Origin of the sequence: Micromonospora sp. NPDC049151, from assembly GCF_040648395.1 — a bacterium.
Classification (GTDB): domain Bacteria; phylum Actinomycetota; class Actinomycetes; order Mycobacteriales; family Micromonosporaceae; genus Micromonospora.
In genome coordinates this window covers 1-21587 of the sequence record NZ_JBEZDP010000033.1, presented here as the reverse complement: position 1 = coordinate 21587, position 21587 = coordinate 1, and the positions used below count along the sequence as shown (strand labels likewise).

Sequence of the window (21587 nt, the reverse complement as noted above, 5' to 3'; positions counted from 1 at the left end):
CGCCACGGGCGCGGCGCTCCTGCCAGAGGAGTGCCGCGCCCGCGGCGTCTCTCCAGCACCCTCACCGGCGCCCGCGCGTCGGCTCAGGTTGTAGATCTTGGAACGAAACGGCCCCCAGGGGGTCCCTTCGCTTCCAAGATCTCCAGCCCAGCCCAGCCCAGCCCAGCCCAGCCCAGCCCAGCCCAGCCCAGCCCAGCCCAGCCCAGCCCAGCCCAGCCCAGCCCAGCCCAGCCCGGGAAACGGGTGGCGGGGGTGGGGGAGCGGGGCGCAGGATGGGCCGGTGATCGAGGCGTACCCGAAGCAGGCTCCTGTCCGTGCGGCCACCGCCGTGCGCCGACAGCGCACCCTGCCGCCGGTCGCCTCGCCGCACCTTCCGTCGTCGTGACCGGGGCGTTCCTCGCCGGCCTGGTCGCTGGTTACGGCGTCGCCATCCCGGTCGGTGCGATCGCGATCCTCATCCTCGGGCTCAGCGCCCGTACCTCGTTCCGCGTCGGCGCGGGGGCGGCGCTCGGCGTGGCGAGCGCCGACGGTCTCTACGCGGCGGTCGCGGCTCTCGGCGGCACCGCGGTGGCGAGCGGCCTCGCGCCGTTCGCGGGTCCGCTGCGATTGCTCGCCGCGGGCGTGCTGCTGGTCCTCGCCGGCCTCACCGCCTGGCGCGCCCTGCGTCCGCCGATCACGACCCCCGAGCCGAGCGTGCGGGGTGGCCTGGACACGCCCGTGCGGGCGTTCGGCGCGGTGCTCGCGTTGACCCTGCTCAACCCGGCCACAGTGGTCTACTTCGTGGCGCTCGTCCTCGGCCGGGGCGACGTGCTCGGCCCCGGTCCGGTGGGCGCGGCCGTCTTCACGGCCGGGGTGTTCCTGGCCTCGGCCAGTTGGCAGTTGCTGATCGCCGGGGGCGGCTCGCTGATCGGCCGGGCCCTCACCGGGCCCCGCGCGCGGCGGGTCACCGCGCTGCTGTCCAGCGTCATCGTCGCGGGCCTCGCGGTCGCCACGCTGCTCGGTGTGTGACCGGCGTGGACATGCCCGTGTGTCAGCCGGATTGCGGACCGGTTCATGATCCGTTACCGGGGGATCGGCCGAAACGGCAGTTCCGGACGGCGGAAAGATCCATTGATGGTCCCGCATCCGACCAAAGGTGTTCTCGGCCGTCAGGTCGGCCGGCTCCGTCCTCGGAAGCGCGGATCCCGCGTGCCGGGACGACGCGGATCACCGTCCAGGTAGAACAGCATCCACCTTCCGGGTGATGTCCGCGGTCGCGGGTGGTCCTAGGGTCACGGAACAATCCGTGGGCCGTACACGTACGTCCGGTCATCCCCGCCGGTCGTACGGCAGTCCATACTCGACCCAGCAGGGAGAAGACTTGAGGATCACCCTGTGGCGTCCGCCGCGCGACCGGCAACTCGCCGGTCGGCCTCGGCGCGGACGGACCGCTGCCCTCCTCGTCGCCGCGCTCGCCGCGGCGACGCTTCCCGTTCTCGCGGCGCCCGCGCCCGCCTCCGCCGCACCCGGCGTCCACGGACCGTGGCGGAAGGTGGACGGCAAGCCGGCCGCCACCAAGGCGGGGCGCAAGGCCGCCGTCAAGGCCAAGCGGCTGGCCGCGTACAAGCTGGACCGCGGCACCATGAAGGGCCTGCTCGACAAGGCGCCCGCCGAGAAGCGCGTGGCGGTGGCCCGCGTGGCGAAGCAGGTCGTGTCGCTGCCCGCTCCGGACGGCACGTTCCAGCGTTTCGAGCTGGTCGACTCACCGGTCATGGAGGCCGGCCTGGCCGCCAAGCACCCGGAGATCACCACGTACGCCGGCAAGGGTCTGGACGACCCGGCGGCGACCATCCGCGCGGACCTCACCCCGCTCGGGTTCCACGCGTCGGTCCGGTCGGCCAAGGGCAACTGGTACATCGACCCGTACTACCAGCGCGACCAGAGCCTCTACGCGAGCTACTTCGCCCGCGACCTGGAGCACCCGGAGGGCGAGTTCGTCGAGCGTGAGGACGTCACGCAGGAGGCGCACGCGCTGGCCGGGGAGATCGCCGAGGCGGAGGTTCCGGCCGGGCCGCTGGTGAAGCTGCGCACCTACCGGGTGGCGCTGGTGACCGACCCGTCGTACGCCACCTACTTCGGCGCGGAGAACGTCACCGCCGCGAAGGTGACGCTGATGAACCGGGTCACCCAGATCTACGAGGACGAGACCGCGATCCGGCTCGTGCTGATCAACGACACCGACAAGACGAACCTGAACACGCCGGCCCTGGCCACCGAGCCGAACGGCCCGTGCGGCGCGGCGGCCTGCTTCACGCCGGCGCAGCTCACCTCGTGCGGCAGCGGCACGCTCAGCCGTAACCGGATCGTGCTCGGCCAGCTGGTCGGCGCGAGCAACTACGACGTGGGCCACATCGGCCTTGGCGTCAACGGCGGCGGCGTGGCCAGCCTCGGCGTGATCGGCGGCAACGGCAAGGCGCAGGGCTGCACCGGCCTGCCGACGCCGGTCGGCGACTTCTACGCGGTCGACTACGTCTCGCACGAGATGGGTCACCAGTTCGCCGGCAACCACACCTTCAACGGCACCCAGTACAACTGCTCGGGCGGCAACCGCAGCGCGGCCAACTCGTACGAGCCGGGCAGCGGCTCGTCGATCATGGCGTACGCGGGTATCTGCCAGCAGGACAACCTCCAGCCGCACAGCGACCCGTACTGGTCGCACCGCAGCTACACCGAGATCACCAACTACGTGACCTCGAACCGCCCGGCGATCAACGAGGTGCAGACCGTCTCGCTGTACGGGTTCGACGCCGACGGTGAGTCCTTCACCGTCCACTACGCGGGCAACGACTCGGCGCCGATCGTGCGGGGCGTCAACTACACCACCGCCGGCATCAAGGCGGCCGTCGAGGGCATCGCCGGCTGGCCGGCCGGCGCGACCGTCACGGTGGCCGCGTTCGGTGGCAGCGGCGCGCTCAACGACAACGGCTTCCAGGTGACCTTCGGCGGCACGCTGGCGACCACGAACGTGGCGTCGCTGGAGCTGACGAACGTCTCCGGCGCCTCCGGCTTCGTCGGCGAGACGGCCAAGGGCGGCGCCATCGACAACGGCGGCTGGCTGGTCGAGGAGACCGGCAACCACGCCCCGGTGGTCACCGTGCCGGACACCGTCACCATCCCGGTGCGTACGCCGTTCGCGCTGACCGGCAGCGCCACCGACGCCGACGGCGACACCGTGACGTACCTGTGGGAGCAGAACGACAGGGGCGCCTCGGCCGGCACCGCGCTGGTGAACAACACGAAGGTGAACGGTCCGCTGTTCCGGGTGTTCGGCGAGGCGGCGATCGTGTCGCCGACCGACACGCTGAAGTACCACTCGCCGGGCCTGAACTCGGTCACCACCGACTCGACCCGGGTCTTCCCGGACATGCGGCAGATCCTGGCCGGCAACACCAACGCCGCGACCGGCGCCTGCCCGGCCGCTCCGGCGCCCCCGGCCACCGGTGGCGCGTCGAACGTGCCGGCCGAGCTGGTGGACTGCTACTCCGAGTTCCTGCCCACCCGCGACTGGGTCGGCATGGCCGGCGACCGGACCCTGCACTTCAAGCTCACCGCCCGGGACGGGCGGCTGGGTGGCGGCGGCATCGGCAGCGCCGACGTCGCCGTGGTGCTGGCGCCGGACGCGGGCCCGTTCCTGGTGACCTCGCAGGACACCGCCGCCGTCCTGGACGGCGGCTCGACCCAGACCGTGACGTGGGACGTCGCCGGCACCGACGTGGCGCCGGTGAACGCCGCGCAGGTGAAGATCTCGCTGTCCGCCGACGGCGGGCAGACCTTCCCGTACGTGCTGGCCGAGCAGACCGCCAACACCGGCACCGCGACCGTGTCGCTGCCGAACGCGGCCACCGAGAAGGCCCGGATCAAGATCGAGGCGGTCGGTAACGTCTTCTTCGACGTCAACGACGCCGACTTCACGATCCGGTCCGCCCCGGTCGTCACCAGCACCGCCCCCGACGGTGGTGTGAGCGTGCAGTACAGCGACGCGCTCTCGCCGGCCGTCACCGTCACCGCCAACGACGGCGACACCGCCGGCGCGGACCTGAGCGCTGCGGCCACCGGGCTGCCCGCCGGCCTGTCCCTGGCCGTCACGAACACCTCCGCGACCGACGCCCGCCCGGGTACGCGTACCTGGGCGGTCGCCGGCACCACCACGGCGGCACCGGGTGACTACCCGGTCACCGTGACCGTGTCCGACGGCTCCGGGCTGACCGGCAGCACCTCGTTCACCGTCACCGTCGCCGCCGAGGACGCGGCGGTCAGCTGGGCCGGTGACACGCTGGTGAACACCGCGACCGGCGGCGCGTCCGGCACGGCGCTGCTGCGGGCCGTGGTCCGGGACGGCTCGGTGCTGCCCGGTGCCACGGACACCACGGCGGGCGACATCCGTACCGCCACCGTCACCTTCACCAAGGACGGCGTGACGCTCTGCACCGCCGCGCCGGCCCTGCTCGGCACGGCCACCACCAGCGCGTCCGCGGCGTGTGAGGCCACCCTGTCGAAGGGCACGCACACCGTCACCGCGACAGTGGGCGGCAACTACACGGGCAGCACCACCGCCCAGGTGACAGTGGCCGTCTCCGACGGTGGATTCCTCACCGGCGGCGGGGAGTTCACCGCCACCCGCTCGGCGGGAAGCTACCCGGCCGACGTGACCTCCACTGTCGAGGTGGAGCTGAACGCGAAGCCGGGCAAGGCGAACAAGGCCCCGTCGGGCAAGGCCGAGGTCGAGTTCCGCTCCGGTGGGAAGTCGTACACGGTCAAGGCCGACACTGTCGACGCGCTCGGCGTCACCTCGGCGGGCAAGGTCGCCCAGGTGCGCTACCAGGCCGCCCTGTACGACAGCAAGGGCAAGCTGGTGTCCTCCGGCCTGACCCTGGCCGTGACGGTGACCGACCGGGGCGCCCCCGGTAGGAACGACAGCGTCGGGCTCACCCTGTGGAAGGGTGGCGCCCTGCTCCTGTCGTCGGACTGGACGGGCGGCGCGACCGCCGAGGTCAAGCTGAAGGGCGGCAACCTCACCGTCCACTGATCCACGCGGTAGACGCGGGAGGGCGCCGGCACGGTGTCCTCCCGCGTCGCGTCTCCCGGCCCGTCGATGGCGTACCGTCGGGCCATGAGCAGCCGACCCGCCGCCGGGGGCGGCCGGTGGGTCGAGGTCGACCCCGGCCGCGTCGCCCGCTGGGTCGAGGGCTTCACCGACCGGCACGGCCCGCCGACCACGACAGTCCAGGAGTACGGGCTGCTGCTCACCGCCCCGGACGGCGCCACCGCCGAGCTGCACACCCCGCCCGGCGCGAGCGCGTCGGCGGACGTACCCGGATTCGTCGCCTCCGCCACGGCGGCCCGCCGGCTCGGTCTGCTGCTGGCCCGCAAGGGCGCGGTCGCCCTCGGCGTCGCCGACGGCGCCGACCTGGTGGTCTCCAAGGTGGACACCCGGTACGTGCAGGGCCGTACCGCGGCGGGTGGCTGGTCCCAGCAGCGGTTCGCCCGGCGGCGGGACAACCAGGCCAAGGCCGCCCTGGGCGACGCGGCGGAGCTGGCAGTGCGTCTGCTGTTGCCGGAGGTGGGCACGCTCGCGGCGCTGGTGTGCGGAGGTGACCGGCGCGCGGTGGACACGGTGCTTGCCGACCGGCGGCTGGCCCCGCTGACGGCGCTGCGCGCGCCGCGCCTGCTGGACGTGCCGGAGCCCCGGCACGCGGTGCTGGTGGCCGCGGTCGCCGCCGCCCGGGCGGTCCACATCCTGGTCCGCTGAACAGGAAAGATCACCTCAAGACGGCGCAATCCCGTTCCCCGATGGTGCATCGAATCGACTCGATGCCTATCGTCGGTGTCACGAAGCCGGGTCTCCGGGCGACCCGCAGGGCAGCTTCGCCTCCGCCATCACGCGCCGACATCGTTGGGAGAGAACAACTTCATGAGCGGATATCAGGACGGCCGGCTGCGGGCCCGGTGGCGCCGTGCGACGAGGCTCCTCGTCGCGGCGGCGGCGATGAGCGCCGGAAGCCTCGTGCTCACCGCCACGCTGACAGCCGGCACGGCCAACGCGGCTCCGGCGCGGGGCGCCGCGCTCGCCGCGCCCACTGTCACCAGCGTCACCGCGGGCGGCGCGCACACCTGCGCGATCAGCACCGACGGGGGACTGTGGTGCTGGGGCTCCAACTACGCCGGCCAGCTCGGCGACGGCACCACCACCAACCGCAGCGCCCCGGCGCGGGTCGGCACCGCCACCTGGACCGGTGTCGACGGCGGCTCCGGGCACACCTGCGCGGTACGCACGGACGGGACGCTCTGGTGCTGGGGCTCGAACTTCCGGGGCCAGCTCGGCGACGGCACCACCACCAGCCGCAGCGCCCCGGTGCAGGTCGGCACCGCTACCACCTGGGCCCGGGTCGACGCCGGCCCCCAGCACACCTGCGCGATCCGCACCGACGGCACGCTCTGGTGCTGGGGCTTCAACCGGACCACCCAGCTGGGCGTCGGCGCCTCGCCGTACGTCGCGAACACCCCGCTGCAGGTCGGCACGGCCACCGACTGGGTGAGCGTCTCGACCGGCTACGGGCACACCTGCGGTGTCCGCACCGGCGGCACGCTCTGGTGCTGGGGGTCCAGCTCGGACGGCCAGCTCGGGCTCGGCAACCTGGCACCCCAGACCGCGCCCGCGCAGGTCGGCACCGCCACCGGGTGGACCGGCGTGGCGGCCGGATACGCCCACACCTGCGGGATCCGCTCCGGCGCGCTGTGGTGCTGGGGTGAGAACGGATACGGCCAGCTCGGCGTGAGCGGCACCTACCGGACCGCGCCGGTGCAGATCGGCACCGCCACCACCTGGAACCGGATCGCCGCGAGCAGCGACACGACGTGCGCGTCGCGTACCGACGGCACCCTGTGGTGCTGGGGCAAGAACTCGGCCGGGCAGGTGGGCGACGGCAGCACCACCCACCGGTCCGCGCCCGCCCAGGCCGGCACGGCCACCACCTGGACCGGCGAGGTAGCGGTGACCGACCACGGCTGCGGCATCCGTACCGACGGCGGCCTGTGGTGCTGGGGCGACAACAGCGGTGGTCAGCTCGGTGACGGGACGACTGTCAACCGGTCCACTCCGGCTCAGGTGACACTGCCGGCCTGACCGGCCCCGGAAACGACATCGGCCCGCACCACCGTCTGCGGTGGTGCGGGCCGATGCGCGGATCGGCTCAGGCCCCCGAACCGAAGGTGTCACAGGACTTCGGGTCGCCGGTGGTGAAGCCCTTGGTGAACCACTGCTTGCGCTGCTCGGAGCTGCCGTGGGTGAACTCGTCCGGGTTCACCGGCCGGCCGGAGCGCTGCTGGATGGCGTCGTCGCCGATCTTCTCGGCCGTGTCGATGGCCTGCGAGATGTCCTGCTCGGTGATGCTCTTGAAGATCTTCTGGCCCTGCTCGTCGGCGGTGCCGGTGGCGTTCTTCGCCCAGGCCCCGGCGTAGCAGTCGGCCTGCAGCTCCAGCTTCACCGAGAGCGCGTTCGCGCTCTGCGGGTCGCGCTGCTGCTGGCGGCGCATCTGCGCCTCGGTGCCGAGCAGGTCCTGCACGTGGTGGCCGTACTCGTGGGCAAGTACGTACGGCTGGGCGAACTCGCCCTCGGCGCCGAGCTGGTCGGCCAGCAGCTTGTAGAAGCTGAGGTCGATGTAGACCAGGTCGTCGGCCGGGCAGTAGAACGGGCCGACGCCGGAGTCGGCCGCGCCGCAGGCCGTGCTGACGTTCTGGCTGAAGAACACCGTCTTCGACGGCTTGTACTGCTCGCCGAACGCCTCCGGCATGGCGGTGCGCCAGTACGCCTGGATCGAGTTGACGTAGAGCGCGTTGCGGCAGTCGAGCTGCTTCAGCGCGTCCTGCGCCGAGCACTTCTGCTCCAGCGAGGTGTTGTCGCCCTGCTCGGAACCGCCGCCGTTGGTGGCGGCGTTGAGGCCGAAGCCGCCGCCCACCAGGGCGACGAGTACGGCGATGATGATGCCCACGATCCCGCCCCGGCCGCCGCCGATCGGGATCGGAATGCCCATCCCGCCGCCTCCGCCGGACCCTCGCCGGTCGTCCACCTGGCTGGTGTCGACCCGCGCGTTCTCGTTCAGCTCCATGTTGACCCCGATCACCGATGTGTCCGTATGTGGTGGTTGCGGTACCGGACCGGGTCCGGACGGCGGTTTCCGTACCCGATGATCTTGCACGGTAATCCGGGGGAGCGGGTCCGTGGGGCCCGGTACACTTGCCCCCGTGCTGCGCTGCGAAGGCTGAACGGCCCCGCGCCGACGGGAAATCACCACCCGCCGGCGCTTTCGCGTGCCCTGAGTCAGCCCTTCCGGACCCGAGAGCGAGTACTCCGAAATGATCACTGCCACCGGCCTGGAACTGCGTGCCGGTTCCCGGATCCTGCTGTCCGACACCACCCTGCGGGTGCAGCCGGGGGACCGGATCGGCCTGGTCGGCCGCAACGGCGCCGGCAAGACCACCACACTCAAGGTGCTCGCCGGTGAGGGCCAGCCGTACGCCGGCCAGATCGACCGGCGCAGCGCCATCGGCTACCTGCCGCAGGACCCGCGTACCGGTGACCTGGACGTCACCGGCCGGGACCGGGTGCTCTCCGCCCGCGGGCTGGACGTGCTCATGGCGCAGATGAAGGAGCTGGAGAACAAGCTCGCCGAGGGCGCCGACGACGAGCGGCTGGTCCGCCGCTACGGCGCGCTGGAGGACCAGTTCGCCTCGCTCGGCGGCTACGCGGCCGAGGCCGAGGCGGCCCGGATCTGCGCCAACCTCGGCCTGCCCGACCGGGCCCTGGCGCAGACCATCGGCACGCTCTCCGGCGGCCAGCGCCGCCGCATCGAGCTGGCCCGGATCCTGTTCCGCGACGCCGGGGAGAACGGCGGCGGCATCCTGCTGCTCGACGAGCCCACCAACCACCTCGACGCCGACTCGATCACCTGGCTGCGCGGCTTCCTCGGCAACCACAAGGGCGGCCTGATCGTGATCTCCCACGACGCCTCGCTGCTGGAGGCGGTGGTCAACAAGGTCTGGTTCCTGGACGCCACCCGGTCCGTGGTCGACACCTACAACCTGGGCTGGAAGGCGTACCTGGAGGCGCGGGAGACCGACGAGCGGCGCCGCCGCCGGGAGCGCGCAAACGCCGAGAAGAAGGCCGGCGCGCTGATGGCGCAGGCGGACAAGATGCGGGCCAAGGCCACCAAGACCGTCGCCGCGCAGAACATGGCCCGCCGCGCCGAGCGGCTGCTCTCCGGCCTGGACGAGGTCCGCGTCGCGGACAAGGTCGCCAAGGTACGGTTCCCGAGCCCCGCGCCGTGCGGCAAGACGCCGCTGACCGCGACCGGCCTGTCCAAGTCGTACGGGTCGCTGGAGATCTTCACCGACGTCAACGTGGCTGTGGACCGGGGCTCCCGGGTGGCCATCCTCGGCCTCAACGGCGCCGGCAAGACCACGCTGCTGCGGATGCTCGGCGGGCTGCTGGAGCCGGACACCGGCGAGGTGCGTCCCGGCCACGGGCTGCGGCTGGGCTACTACGCCCAGGAGCACGAGACGCTCGACGTGGACCGCACGATCCTGGAGCACATGCGCAGCGCCGCGTCCGACCAGACCGACACCGACCTGCGCAAGATCCTCGGCGCGTTCCTGTTCTCCGGCGAGGACGTGGACAAGCCGGCCGGTGTGCTCTCCGGCGGCGAGAAGACCCGGCTGGCGCTGGCCACGCTGGTCTGCTCGGGCGCCAACGTGCTGCTGCTGGACGAGCCGACGAACAACCTCGACCCGGTGAGCCGCGAGCAGGTGCTCGACGCGATCGCCCGCTACCCGGGCGCGATCGTGCTGGTCACGCACGACCCGGGCGCGGTCACCGCGCTCAAGCCGGATCGCGCCATCCTGCTGCCCGACGGCGACGAGGACGCCTGGTCCGACGACCTGCTGGAGCTGGTCGAGCTCGCCTGACCCCTTCCCGCGCCGCCTGCCCGCGCCCCTTGCCGGTTGATCATGAAGTTGACGGCACTCTTTGATCCAGATCGCCGTCAACTTCATGATCGACGGAGAAGACGGGCGGGGGCGGTCAGGCCAGGAGGGCGGCCAGGTGGGGGAGGACGCCGGAGGTGAGCAGGATGGTCGCGCCGATGGCGATGAAGATCGCCGGGACCAGCCAGTGGCCGGCGCGGCCGACCAGCGCCACCACCCGGGGGTGCCCGCCGAGCGCGGCGGCGACCGCGCACCACACGGCCACCAGCACGGCGAACACCAGCAGCCAGATCAGCCCGGTGAGCGGGTCGAGGGCGCGGAAGACCGGCACGTAGACGGCGATGTTGTCGGCGCCGTTGGCCACTGTGACCCCGGCGACGCCGGCCAGGCTGCCGACCACCGCCGGCGGCTCGTCGTCGTCGCGCCGGGCCGACAGCGCCCGGGCGCCCAGCCCGATCGGCAGCAGGCCGAGCAGACCCGGCCACGGGTCGGGCACCACGAGCAGCCCGGCGGCGGCCACCGCCGCGATCGCGACGAGCGCGCCGATGCCCGCGTACTGCCCGGCGACGATCTGCCACGGCCGGGGACGCCCGGTGTGCCGGGCGGCCACGAACAGCACCGTGAGCACGACGATGTCGTCGAGGTTGGTGGCGGCGAAGACGCCTGCGGCACCCGCCGCGGCCGTGATCATGTCAATCACCCCGGGCACGATACGGCCCGTCGCACCCGCGCACCCACCGCCGGCATGATCCATGCCGGCGCGCCGACGCGCAGGCGTCCGGAGCGCGGCGAGGCGGTCCCGTCGAAAGTGGTGCCGATCAGGCGGGAGGATGCCGCCAGTTCGTCGAACCGGCGCGGAACGAATCGTCGTCAGTCGATCGACGGACCGATTGGCGGCGCCTCTCGTGCTCTCGCCGGCATGGACGGGCCGACCACGGAGAGGGCGTTGGCCCGTCCATCCACTGAGATGCCGCCACCTTGCCGAACCTGGGGCGACGGGCTCGTCCGGCGGGCCGGTACGGATCAGCCGGCCGGAAGGATCACTCTATCGGGAAGCTGACATTGCGTAGCGTGTCGGTTGGCGAATAGTTGATATCTGGCGCATGATCGTCCGAGGCGGTCTAATAGGTGGGACCGTATCCGAACCGCACAGTCTGGGACGTGAGGAATCAGCATGGCAGCCACTGGCACAGCCACCAGCACTGAGAAGGGTCGCCGGATCGTCGGGGCCGAGCGTCAGACGCTCGCCAAAGACCTGGTAAAGCGGTACACCGGCGGAGAGAGCATTCGTGCTCTGGCGGCCTCGACCGGCCGTTCCTACGGGTTCATCCACCGGGTGCTCACCGAATCCGGGGTGCAGCTGCGGCAGCGCGGCGGCGCCCGGCGCCGGAAGAAGGCGTGATCCGCCCCCCAGCGTCGTCCACCCGCGCGTTCCGGGGCGTCCGGTGACCGCCGAGACGACCGGAGTGCGCTTCGACTGCGACGGGCCGGTCGCGACGGTGACGTTGTGCCGGCCCGACGTGCTGAACGCCCAGACTCCCGCGATGTGGCGCGCGATGAGCGACTTCTCCCGCGACCTGCCGGGCGACGTGCGCGTCGTCGTCGTACGCGGGGAGGGGCGTGCCTTCTCCGCAGGCCTGGACCTGGCGGTCGCCGGCGCGACCGGGCCGGGCTCCTTCGCCGAGCTGGCCGCGATGCCGGCGGCCGAGTGCGCCGACCGGATCGCCGAGTACCAGGGCGGTTTCACCTGGCTGCACCGGCCGGACGTGGTGTCGATCGCCGCGGTGCAGGGCCACGCCATCGGCGCCGGCTTCCAGCTGGCTCTCGCCTGCGACATGCGGGTCCTCGCCGCCGACGCCAGGCTCTCCATGGCCGAGGTGACGCTCGGGCTGGTCCCCGACCTGGCTGGTACGCGCCGCCTGGTCGAGCTGGTCGGCTACTCCCGGGCGCTGGAGATCTGCGCCACCGGCCGGCGGATGGACGCCACCGAGGCGGACCGTATCGGCCTGGCCACGCTCGTGGTGCCGAACGACGAGCTGGACGGCGCCGTGCGTGACCTGTCCGCCGGGCTGCTGGCGAACAACCGGGACGCGATCATCGAGATCAAGGCGCTGCTCGCGGGCGCGGCCGGGCGCTCGCATGCCGAGCAGCAGCGCGCCGAGCGGGAGGCGCAGACCCGGCGGATCCGGGACCTGGCCGGGCGGGGCGAATAGCCGGTACGGCGATTTCGTAAGGACCGTTCGGGAAGATCTGGGTTACTCGCGAGGTTGTCACAGGCGTCGGGAGAATGGACTCCGACGGTTCCTGCTGCCCTGACGACCCGGAGGTGACGAGTGTCCCACCCGATGGCCGGCGGCGGCATGGGCGGCTGGAGCATGCTCCGGTCGCTGCGCAACCGTGACGAGGTCTCCGCCCACGAGCTCAAGCGCGGCACCGCCCGGCGGATCGTCGCGTTCGCCCAGCCCTACCGGCGCGACATCATCGTCTTCCTGATCACCGTGATCGTCGCCGCGGTGATCGGTGTGGCCACGCCGCTGCTCGCCGGTGACGTCATCGACGCGATCGCCGGCGCCGGCCCGGACGCCCGCTCGACAGTCGTCCGGCTCGCCCTGATCATCGCCGCGCTGGCCGTGGCCGACGCCCTGTTCTCCCTGGTCCAGCGGTGGTATTCGGCCCGCATCGGCGAGGGCATCATCCTCGACCTGCGCACCCGGGTGTACGACCACGTCCAGCGGATGCCGTTGCAGTTCTTCACCCGCACCCAGACCGGCGCGCTGGTCAGCCGGCTCAACAACGACGTGCTCGGCGCCCAGCGCGCGTTCACCTCGACGCTGTCCGGCGTGGTCAGCAACGTCATCCAGCTCGTGCTGACCGCCGGGGCGATGCTCGTGCTGTCCTGGCAGATCACCGTGCTGGCGCTGGTGCTGCTGCCGATCTTCATCATCCCGGCCCGCCGGGTCGGCCGGCGGCTGGCCGAGATCACCCGCGAGTCGTACAACCTCGACGCCAAGATGAACGCGACGATGACCGAGCGCTTCGGTGTGGCGGGCGCGCTCCTGGTCAAGCTGTTCGGCGCACCGGAGGTGGAGGCCGACCGGTTCGCCCGCCGGGCCGAGCGGGTGCGCGACATCGGCATCCAGTCCGCGATGTACTCGCGGACGTTCTTCGTCGCGATGCTGCTCGTCGCGTCCCTGGCCCAGGCCCTGACGTACGGCGTCGGCGGCTGGCTGGCGGTCACCGGCGCGGTCAGCGCCGGCACAGTGGTCAAGCTGGCGCTGCTGCTGACCCGCCTCTACGGCCCGCTGACCGCGCTGTCGAACGTCCGGGTCGACGTGATGAGCGCGCTCGTCTCGTTCGACCGGGTCTTCGAGGTGCTCGACCTGCGCCCGACCATCGCCGAGAAGCCCGAGGCGGTGCCGGTGCCGCGGGGCAGCGGCCGGGTCGAGTTCCGCGACGTACGCTTCCGCTACCCGAGCGCCGCGGAGGTGTCGCTGGCCTCCCTGGAGGAGGTGTCGACGCTCGACCGGACGGTCAACGAGCCGGTGCTCAAGGGCGTGTCGTTCGCCGTCGAGCCGGGGCAGATGGTGGCCCTGGTCGGCCCCTCCGGCGCGGGCAAGTCGACGCTGTCCATGCTGATCTCCCGGATTTACGACGTCAGCGACGGCCAGGTGCTTGTCGGTGGCGTCGACGTACGGGACGCCACGCTCGCCTCGCTGCGCGACGAGATCGGCGTGGTCACCCAGGACTCGCACCTGTTCCACGAGACGATCCGGGAGAACCTGCGCTACGCCAAGCCGGACGCCACCGACGACGAGATCTGGGCGGCGCTGGCCGGCGCACAGGTCGCCGACCTGGTCCGGGCTCTGCCGGACGGGCTCGACACGACTGTCGGTGAGCGGGGCTACCGCTTCTCCGGCGGCGAGAAGCAGCGCATCGCCATCGCCCGCCTGCTGCTCAAGGCCCCGTCGATCGTGATCCTCGACGAGGCCACCGCGCATCTGGACTCGGAGAGCGAGGCAGCAGTGCAGCGGGCGCTGTCGGTGGCGCTGACCGGGCGTACCGCGCTGGTCATCGCGCACCGGCTCTCCACGGTGCGCGACGCCGACCAGATTCTCGTGCTCGACGAGGGCCGGATCGTGGAGCGCGGCCGGCACGACGAGCTGGTGGCCGTCGGCGGCCTGTACGCCGAGCTGTACCGCACCCAGTTCGCGATCACCGACTCGCCCGCGCCGCACGCCGAGGCCGAGCAGCCCGAGCCCGTGGTGACCACGGTGCCGATGGGCACCTACGTCGCCCACGAGGCCATGCCCCCGGCCGCGGCCAACTAGCCCGCGACGACAGCGGCACGCAGCTCGGCGAAGGCGGCACCAAGCGTCTCCGGGGTGAAGTGGGCGTTCAGGCCGCTCGGGTTGGGCAGCACCCAGAGCCGGGCCGCCGCCAGCGTTTCCGGCTGCGGCCCGAATCCGGCCTTCGGCCGGGCGAACCCGATCCGGTACGCGGTCACCCCGACCACCGCCACCCAGCGCGGCCGGTAGCCCTCGACCTTGGCGGTGAGCGTGGCGGCGCCGTCGACGAGTTCCGCGGGGGTGAGTTCGTCGGCGCGGGCGCTGGCCCGGGCCACCATGTTGGTGATGCCGAGGCCCAGCGCCGGGAGCGTGTCCTGCTCGCTGGGGTGCAGCAGGCGCGGCGTGAAGCCGCCCCGGTGCAGGGCGGGCCAGAAGCGGTTGCCGGGGCGGGCGAAGTGCCAGCCGGTGGCCGCCGACCACAGGCCCGGGTTGATGCCGACGAACAGCACGTCCAGGCCGGGCGCGATCACGTCGGGCAGCAGCCGGTCGGCCGCCGCGGCGAGCTGTTCCCGGCTGGGCCGGGGGTGGCTTCGGGCGGGTGTGCCCGGGCCGGGCGCGGCCTCGGGCCGCCCACCGGCCGGACGCCGTCGATCGCTCACCGTCCCTCCGCCCCGGGTGCCCGGCCCGCCGCGACCACCCGCACCCGGCTCACCAGAGCAGCCGCCACGGGAAGCCCAGCCACCGCGCCCACCGTCACAGCCCGCGCAGCGCGCCGCCGTCGACCGGCACGGTCACCCCGGTGACGTACCCGGCGGCGGGGGAGAGCAGGAACGCGGCCACCCTGCCGAACTCCGCCGGGTCGCCGATGCGCCCGAGCGGGATCGCCGCCTCGGCCTGCGCGCGGGCCCGCTCCGGATCGCCGGAGCCGGCCAGCAGCTCCCGGTTGCGGTCGGTCATGATCCGTCCCGGCAGCAGGCTGATCACGCGTACGCCGCGCGGGCCGAACTCGTCGGCCATGTCCTTCGCCACGCCGGCGAGGCCCGGCCGCAAACCGTTGGAGATGCCGAGGCCGGCCAGCGGTCCGCGTACCGAGGTGGACAGCACCAGCCCGATCGCGCCGCCGTCGGTGAGCGCGCCGGCCACCGTCCGGGCGAGCCGGACGCTGCCCAGGAAGACCGTCTCGAACGACTCGCGCCACTGCTCGTCGGTGACGGAGGCGGCGGTGCCGGGAGGCGGGCCGCCGACCGAGATCAGCGCGCCGTCGAGACGGCCGAAGTGTTCGCGGGCGGCCGCGACGAGCCGCTGCGGCGTGGCGGGGTCGGTGAGGTCGGCGGTCAGCCCGATCGCCTGCCGTGGATCGCCGAGCGCCTCGATCGCGGCGGCCACCCGTTCCGGGGTACGCGCCGAGATGACCACCCGGGCGCCGTCGGCGACGAGTTGCTCGGCGGTGGCGAGGCCGAGGCCGGCGGAGGCGCCGGTGAGCACGTACACCCGATCGGCGAGTCCGAGATCCATACCCCGATCCTGCCGTACCGGCGGGTGCCTGTCAGCGCGGGGCGGGCCGCACCAGGCGTACCCGGCTGGCGACCTGAACCGCGACGGCGCCGCCGGCCCGGGCGAGGGCCGGCCACCGGCGAGGCCGGGGCGGGTGGTGGCCGTCGTAGCGGCTCGCGGCCTCCCGCTCGGCCAGCTCGTCCGCGCCCAGCGGCGGCAACGCGTCCCGCTCGCGCAGGTCGCGGGCCAGGTCCCAGCCGTCGCGCAGCGAACCGTTCGTGGGACGGCCGTCGGCCCACGCGGTGAACGTGGCCGGCCAGCCGGGCCCGAGCCCGGCGGCGAGCAGCGGCCAGTGCCGGGCCACGTCGCCGGCCCGCTTGCGCAGCAGCGCCCGGCGGGCCGCCTCGACCGGGGCCGGGGCGAAGCCGGGCGGCAGCGGCCCACCGGCGACGAGCGCGGCGACCAGCTCGGTCTGCCGGGCCGCGAGGTCGCCGCTCACGTGACCACCGGGTGGCCGGACGCGGCGGCCAGCGCGTCCAGCTCGCCGCGCAGCTCGGCGGCGGGCGGATAGTGCCCGTCGCGTTCCAGCAGCAGCGCGGGCGGCCGGCGCCGGGCGCACAGCTCGCGGACCAGGTCCAGCACGGCGGCGGGCAGCGGGTCGGTGTGCGTGTCGTGGTAGAAGCCGCCGTGTTCGGCGCCGCCCGCCACGTGCGCGTAGGCGATGCGCTCCAGCGGCAGCCGGTCCAGCAGCGCGGCCGGGTCGCCGCCCCGGTTGCGGGCGTTGGCGTGCACGTTCGCGATGTCGAGCAGCAGCAGCGCGCCGGTGGCGTCGAGGATCTCGGTGAGGAAGTCCGCCTCGTCCAGCTCGTCGTCGGGCCAGTCGAAGAGCGCGGCGATCGGCTCCAGGGCCAGCGGCACCGGCAGCTCCGCCTGCGTCCGCCGGACGTTCGCCACCACCGCCGCGACCGCCTCGCGGGTGCGCGGCAGCGGCAGCAGGTGACCGGCCTCCAGGCCGCCGGCCCGCACGAACGCGATGTGCTCGCTCACCAGCGGCGCGTCCAGGGCCGCGGCCACAGCGGCCAGGTGCGCCACCCGGGCCGGGTCCACCGGTTCCGCGCCGCCGAGGGACAGCCGCACCCCGTGGGGTACGACGTCGACGCCGCGTCCGCGCAGCTCGGCGAGCCCGTCCGGGAGCGGCCCGGCCGGTGCGACCGCCTCCGCGACCACCTCGACGAAGCGCAGCCCCGGCAGCCCGGCGACGAAGCCGGCGATCTCGGGGCGCCAGCCGATGCCGACGCCGGACGGGCCGGTCATCCGCCGCACCCGCCTCCGCCGCAGCCACCGCCTCCGCCGCAGGAGCTGCCGCCGCCGCACGAACTGCCGCCGGCAGTCGCCCCTCCGCCGCAGGAGGTGCCGGAGCTGGCGGCGCCGGTGCTGCCCATCGCCTGCCGCTGGATCTCGGCCTGCTCGGCGAAGCCGGGGTCCATGGTCCAGAGCGTCGCGGTGCCGAACAGCGCCACGCCCAGCGCCACCTCGGCCGGGCCGTACGTGGTGTACGCGGGTCCGGCGGCCGGGCGCAGCCAGGCGTGCCGGCGGCGCATGTCGTCGAGCGCCGCGGTGGCCGCCCGGGTGCGCCACGGCACGCGGTTGAGCAGCACGAACGCGAGGCCGAGCGGGAACAGGCTGAGCAGCAGCCAGCCCGTGGGCCGGTCGTTGAGCAGCCCGGAGACCGCGCGCACGATGCCGATCACCAGCAGGAACCCGATCAGCAGCGCGCCGCGCCGCAGCGTCCGGCGCCGCTCCTGGTCCAGGGCCAGGCCCCGGCGTACCAGGCCGTCGCGCAGCTCGTCGAGCGCACGCCGCACCCACTCGTCGGCGGCCAGCTCCCGGGTCCGCAGACCTCGGCTCGCCGCGTGGTGGACCGCCTGGTCCAGCGGGGTGGCCCCGGCCGGCAGCGGACCGCCGGTGGTGAGCCGCCGGTCCGGCCGTACGCCGACCGCACCCGCGTGGCGCAGCCCGCCCAGCGCGGCCCAGACGGCGAGCTGGTCACCACCGTTGAGGTAGGCGACCTGCTGCGGCCCCAGGTTGCCGTGAACGCTCACCGGCGTGCCCGCGAGCATGCGCCGTCGGTACACGATCGCACCGACGACCAGGACGACGGCGAGCAGGAGGTACCAGCGCAGGAATACGGGGCCGGGGATGCCCCAGGTGTCGGAGGGGGTCATCGTCTGCTCCTGTCGCGAGGAGGGGTCGCGGCTCATTGTGGAGCAGGCGTGCCAGAGTCGATCTCCTCGGGCGGGGTAGTTACCGGACCGAGACCGGCACGGTTCAGTGCCGGCGGACGGCCTCCTCGACCAGGTCGAGCACGCGGGCCAGGTCGCCGGCCGGCCGGCCCATCGCCAGGTGCAGTACCAGCCCGTCGTAGGCCAGCTCCAGGAACTGGGCGAGCACGTCGATCGGCACGTCGTCGCGGAGCACGCCGGCCTCGCGCTGGCGCAGCAGGCGTTCCCGGGTGGCCGCGGCGATGGCCTCGGAACGTTCCGCCCAGCGCTTGGCGAAGGCGGGGTCGGTGCGCAGCCGGCGGGAGACCTCCAGCTGGCTGCCGAGCCAGCCGGTGGTGTCCGGCGAGACGGCCCGGGCCAGCAGGTCGCGCATCACCTGCACCAGGCCGTTGCGGGCGACGGTCTCCACCATGGCGGCGGCGTCGTCCTCGGCCACGGCGAGGAAGAGGGAGTCCTTGTCCCGGAAGTGGTGGAAGATCGCGCCCCGGGACAGGCCGGTGGCCTCCTCCAGCCGCCGCACGGTGGCGCCCTCGTAGCCGTGCCGGGCGAAACAAGCCCGCGCCGCCGCGAGGATCTCCTGCCGGCGCGCGTCGAGCTGGTCCTGACTTACTCTGGGCACGAACGGATCGTCGCAGGTGGAACCGTCCGATGCAAACCGTACGTACGGCTTGAGATCCGGTGACGGATGATCATCTGCCGTCGCCGGGGTGGTTACCATCGGCGGGTGACCGCCCTCCCCGCGCGCCCGCTCACCGTCGCCGCCGTCCAGGCCCAGCCCGTCCCGGGCGACGTGGCCGGCAACGCCCGCACCGCCGCCCGTCTCGTGGGCCGGGCCGAGGGCGCCCGCGTCGTCGTGCTGCCCGAGCTGTTCCTGCCGGCGTACCACCCGCCGACGCTCGGCGCGGATCCGGACGCCACGGACGTGGCCGCCGACGCCGACGGCCGGGTGACCGACGCCCGGCTGGACCCGCTGCGCGCCGCCGCCGTCGAAGCGGGCGCCGCGGTGGTGATCGGCGCCGCCGTGCGCCACCCCGACCGGCGGCGCACGATCTCCTCGCTCGTGGTGGACCCGGCCGGCGTGGTCACCGCCGCGTACGACAAGCAGCAGCTCTGGAGCGGCGAGCGGGAGCTGTTCGACGCCGGCGTCCGGGGCGCCACGATCGAGGTCGACACGTGGCGGCTGGGTCTGGGCGTCTGCTACGACGGCTGTTTCCCGGAGCACGCGCGGGCCGCCGCCGGCGACGGCGCGCACGGCTACCTCTGCCCGAGCGGCTACCTGGCCGGCTCGGCGCACCGCCGCGACCTCTACTACGCCGCCCGCGCGCTGGACAACACGATGTACGTGGTGTTCGCCAACTCGGTCGACGGCGCCGATCCATGGCGGTTCAACGGCGGCGCGGCGGTGTACGACCCGGAGGGCCGGCCGCTGGCCCGGGGCGCCGACACCGGCGAGGACGTGCTGGTGGCCACGCTGGACCCGGACGCGCTGGCCGCCACCCGCGCGGCACACACGATGCTGCGGGACCGCCCGCTCGACGCCGGGGCGGCCCGCGCCGTGCTCGTCGCCTGAGCGCCGCGCCGGGGCCCTTGGCCCTGTCGGTGCTCCGGTGTGTCCCGTAGGGTGCCCAGGTGCCGTTGCTCCTGCTCGATCTGGACAACACCCTGCTGGACCGCGACGGGCCGTTCCGTGTCTGGGGAGAACGCTTCCTGGCGGGCATCGGCGCGCCGCCGGCCGACCTCGACTGGTTGGTGTCCGTGGACGCGGACGGGCTGACCAACCGCTGGGACGTGGCGGACGCGATCCGCGAGCGGTACGCGCTGCGCATCCCCTCGATCGACCTGGTCGACGAGCTGCACGACGGCGTGGTGGCGCACATGCGGCTGGATCCGCTTGTCGCGTGCGCGTTGCGGATCGCGGCGGACGCGGGCTGGGTGCCGGTGGTGGTCACGAACGGCGCGGCCCGCCAGCAGGACGCCAAGATCCGTACGACCGGCCTGGACCGGTACGTCGCCGACTGGGTGATCTCCGAGGAGGCGGGCGTCAGCAAGCCGAACCCGAGGATCTTCGCGCTCGCCGCCCAGCGGGCCCGGATGCCGCTGCGCGGCGCGTGGGTGATCGGCGACAGCCCGGAGGCGGACATCGGCGGGGCGACGGCGGTGGGCCTGCCCAGCGTCTGGCTGCACCGGGGACGCCGCTGGTCCGACCCGAGGTACGCGCCGACCCGGATCGAGGACGGGCTGATCGCGGCCGTGGCGGCCGTGCTGGCCGGCTGACGGCGGCACCGGCGCGGCGGGCCGGCGGCGGCGCGGTAAATCCGTTGACCCGAGCCGGGCGGGGCACGAGCATGGTGCCGCGCGAGTGCGCAGCCGGGGGTCGCCCGGTCGAGGAGAGGAGGTCGGTCATGGCCGTCTTCGCAGGGTCGTTCCACCTGCCTCCACCAGCCTCGATCGAAGGACAGATCCACCCGTGCGCGATCACGACTTCCCGGCGCCGCAGCGCCGTGGCCGCGGCAAGAGCCGCTTCGACGACGACGAACCCGACTTCCTGAAGCGGGGGCGGCGCACGCCGGCCCTCGCCGACCCGGACGCCGAGCCCGACGTGGAGGACGCCTGGTCCTCCTGGGACCAGGCCGTCCACGGCCCCGAGCCGCGCCCGGAGTGGCTGGTCACCGAACTGGCCGCCCGGGACACCGAGCTCGGGGTGCTCAAGACCGGCAAGGAGGCGGACGTCCACCTGGTCCGCCGCGCGGTGCCGGGTACCGACCGCGGCTGCCTGCTGGCGGTGAAGCGCTACCGCGACGCCCAGCACCGGCTGTTCCACCGCGACGCCGGTTACCTGGAGGGCCGCCGGGTACGCCGGTCCCGCGAGATGCGGGCGATGACCGGCCGCACCGCGTTCGGCCGGCAGATGATCGCCGGGCAGTGGGCGGCGGCCGAGTTCGCCGCGTTGTCCCGGCTCTGGGAGATCGGGGCCGCCTCCGGGCGGATCGCGGTGCCCTACCCGGTGCAGCTGCTCGGCACCGAGCTGATGCTGGAGTTCGTCGGCGACGCCGGGGCGGGGGAGGCCGCGCCGCGGCTGGCCCAGGTCCGGCCCGACGACGACGAGCTGCGCGACCTGTGGGACCAGCTCGTCGAGGCGCTGACGGTGCTCGCCCGGGCCGGGTACGCGCACGGCGACCTGTCCCCGTACAACCTGCTGGTGCACGCGGGCCGGCTGGTGCTGATCGACCTGCCGCAGGTGGTCGACGTGGTGGCGAACCCGCAGGGGGCCGAGTTCCTGGCCCGCGACGTGCGGGTGGTGGCCGCCTGGTTCACCGCCCGTGGGATGCCGGCGACGGTGACCGACCCGGCGGCGCTGACCGAGGCGCTGCTGCGGGAGGCGGGCATCCGCTGACCGTCCGGCGTCCCGGGCGGGAGACCGCCCGGGCGAGTTCGACGAGGCGGCCCGCCGCTTCGTCGACGAGTCGGTCGCCCGGGACGGGCGGCTGCACCTGATCACCCACGCGCG

At 73.6% G+C, this 21587-nt stretch carries 19 protein-coding genes; 11 read left to right on the top strand and 8 right to left on the bottom strand.

Features of this window, described 5'->3' with window-relative positions:
- Positions 1–381 precede the first annotated feature (381 nt).
- From AB0B20_RS27120 to AB0B20_RS27105, 4 genes are all read left to right on the top strand, one after another.
- Positions 382–1008: a LysE family transporter gene (locus tag AB0B20_RS27120; protein ID WP_357474537.1), complete on the top strand. Its 627-nt coding sequence runs from the start codon at positions 382–384 to the stop codon at positions 1006–1008.
- 352 nt (positions 1009–1360) lie between these two features.
- Positions 1361–5065, top strand: coding sequence for a M12 family metallo-peptidase (locus AB0B20_RS27115; protein ID WP_357474534.1), 3705 nt, complete (start codon positions 1361–1363; stop codon positions 5063–5065).
- Positions 5066–5149: 84 nt separating this feature from the next.
- The gene (locus AB0B20_RS27110) at positions 5150–5788 is read left to right on the top strand and encodes an acVLRF1 family peptidyl-tRNA hydrolase (RefSeq protein WP_357381057.1); all 639 of its coding nucleotides are present in this window, start codon (positions 5150–5152) and stop codon (positions 5786–5788) included.
- Positions 5789–5950: 162 nt separating this feature from the next.
- The gene (locus tag AB0B20_RS27105; RefSeq protein WP_357381059.1) at positions 5951–7162 is read left to right on the top strand and encodes a hypothetical protein; all 1212 of its coding nucleotides are present in this window, start codon (positions 5951–5953) and stop codon (positions 7160–7162) included.
- A gap of 67 nt (positions 7163–7229) precedes the next feature.
- Here AB0B20_RS27105 and AB0B20_RS27100 read toward each other — a convergent pair whose 3' ends face one another.
- Complete coding sequence (locus AB0B20_RS27100; RefSeq protein ID WP_357381185.1) at positions 7230–8144, bottom strand: neutral zinc metallopeptidase; 915 nt, start codon at positions 8142–8144, stop codon at positions 7230–7232.
- A gap of 247 nt (positions 8145–8391) precedes the next feature.
- Here AB0B20_RS27100 and AB0B20_RS27095 point away from each other — a divergent pair, with 247 nt between their 5' ends.
- Positions 8392–9999: an ABC-F family ATP-binding cassette domain-containing protein gene (locus AB0B20_RS27095; RefSeq protein WP_357381061.1), complete on the top strand. Its 1608-nt coding sequence runs from the start codon at positions 8392–8394 to the stop codon at positions 9997–9999.
- Between the two features lie 115 nt (positions 10000–10114).
- Here AB0B20_RS27095 and AB0B20_RS27090 read toward each other — a convergent pair whose 3' ends face one another.
- Complete coding sequence (locus tag AB0B20_RS27090; RefSeq protein ID WP_357474531.1) at positions 10115–10708, bottom strand: cadmium resistance transporter; 594 nt, start codon at positions 10706–10708, stop codon at positions 10115–10117.
- Positions 10709–11191: 483 nt separating this feature from the next.
- Here AB0B20_RS27090 and AB0B20_RS27085 point away from each other — a divergent pair, with 483 nt between their 5' ends.
- From AB0B20_RS27085 to AB0B20_RS27075, 3 genes are all read left to right on the top strand, one after another.
- Positions 11192–11419 carry a helix-turn-helix domain-containing protein gene (locus AB0B20_RS27085; protein WP_007072022.1) on the top strand — a complete coding sequence of 76 codons (228 nt, stop codon included), beginning with the start codon at positions 11192–11194 and terminating at the stop codon, positions 11417–11419.
- A gap of 43 nt (positions 11420–11462) precedes the next feature.
- Complete coding sequence (locus AB0B20_RS27080) at positions 11463–12230, top strand: enoyl-CoA hydratase/isomerase family protein (protein WP_357381065.1); 768 nt, start codon at positions 11463–11465, stop codon at positions 12228–12230.
- A 132-nt stretch (positions 12231–12362) separates the two neighbouring features.
- Entirely contained in the window at positions 12363–14345 is a 1983-nt protein-coding gene (locus AB0B20_RS27075; RefSeq protein WP_357381187.1) for an ABC transporter ATP-binding protein, read from the top strand.
- On the opposite strand, the gene mug is transcribed toward AB0B20_RS27075, so the two are convergent.
- The 6 genes from mug to AB0B20_RS27045 form a co-directional block, all read right to left on the bottom strand.
- A complete protein-coding gene (mug, locus tag AB0B20_RS27070) occupies positions 14342–14962 on the bottom strand; it encodes a G/U mismatch-specific DNA glycosylase (RefSeq protein ID WP_357381067.1) in 621 nt (206 codons plus the stop codon). The two genes, AB0B20_RS27075 and mug, sit on opposite strands and share 4 nt — an antisense overlap.
- Before the next feature lie 94 nt (positions 14963–15056).
- Positions 15057–15818, bottom strand: coding sequence for an SDR family oxidoreductase (locus AB0B20_RS27065; RefSeq protein ID WP_357381069.1), 762 nt, complete (start codon positions 15816–15818; stop codon positions 15057–15059).
- Between the two features lie 31 nt (positions 15819–15849).
- A complete protein-coding gene (locus AB0B20_RS27060; RefSeq protein ID WP_357474528.1) occupies positions 15850–16296 on the bottom strand; it encodes a hypothetical protein in 447 nt (148 codons plus the stop codon).
- The gene (locus tag AB0B20_RS27055) at positions 16293–17111 is read right to left on the bottom strand and encodes a DUF692 domain-containing protein (RefSeq protein WP_357474525.1); all 819 of its coding nucleotides are present in this window, start codon (positions 17109–17111) and stop codon (positions 16293–16295) included. The genes AB0B20_RS27060 and AB0B20_RS27055 overlap by 4 nt, the downstream gene beginning before the upstream one ends.
- On the bottom strand, positions 17108–18022 hold the full coding sequence (locus tag AB0B20_RS27050) for a TIGR04222 domain-containing membrane protein (protein WP_357381075.1): 915 nt from the start codon (positions 18020–18022) through the stop codon (positions 17108–17110). Before AB0B20_RS27050 ends, AB0B20_RS27055 begins: the two co-directional genes overlap by 4 nt.
- 103 nt (positions 18023–18125) lie before the next feature.
- Positions 18126–18698 (bottom strand): TetR/AcrR family transcriptional regulator, encoded by a 573-nt coding sequence (locus AB0B20_RS27045; protein WP_194803152.1) that lies wholly within the window; start codon positions 18696–18698, stop codon positions 18126–18128.
- Between the two features lie 105 nt (positions 18699–18803).
- Here AB0B20_RS27045 and AB0B20_RS27040 point away from each other — a divergent pair, with 105 nt between their 5' ends.
- From AB0B20_RS27040 to AB0B20_RS27030, 3 genes are all read left to right on the top strand, one after another.
- The gene (locus AB0B20_RS27040; RefSeq protein ID WP_357474521.1) at positions 18804–19649 is read left to right on the top strand and encodes a carbon-nitrogen hydrolase family protein; all 846 of its coding nucleotides are present in this window, start codon (positions 18804–18806) and stop codon (positions 19647–19649) included.
- Between the two features lie 59 nt (positions 19650–19708).
- Positions 19709–20353 carry an HAD family hydrolase gene (locus AB0B20_RS27035; RefSeq protein ID WP_357381080.1) on the top strand — a complete coding sequence of 215 codons (645 nt, stop codon included), beginning with the start codon at positions 19709–19711 and terminating at the stop codon, positions 20351–20353.
- Between the two features lie 193 nt (positions 20354–20546).
- Positions 20547–21473 carry an RIO1 family regulatory kinase/ATPase gene (locus AB0B20_RS27030; protein ID WP_357474518.1) on the top strand — a complete coding sequence of 309 codons (927 nt, stop codon included), beginning with the start codon at positions 20547–20549 and terminating at the stop codon, positions 21471–21473.
- The last annotated feature ends 114 nt before the right edge of the window (positions 21474–21587 follow it).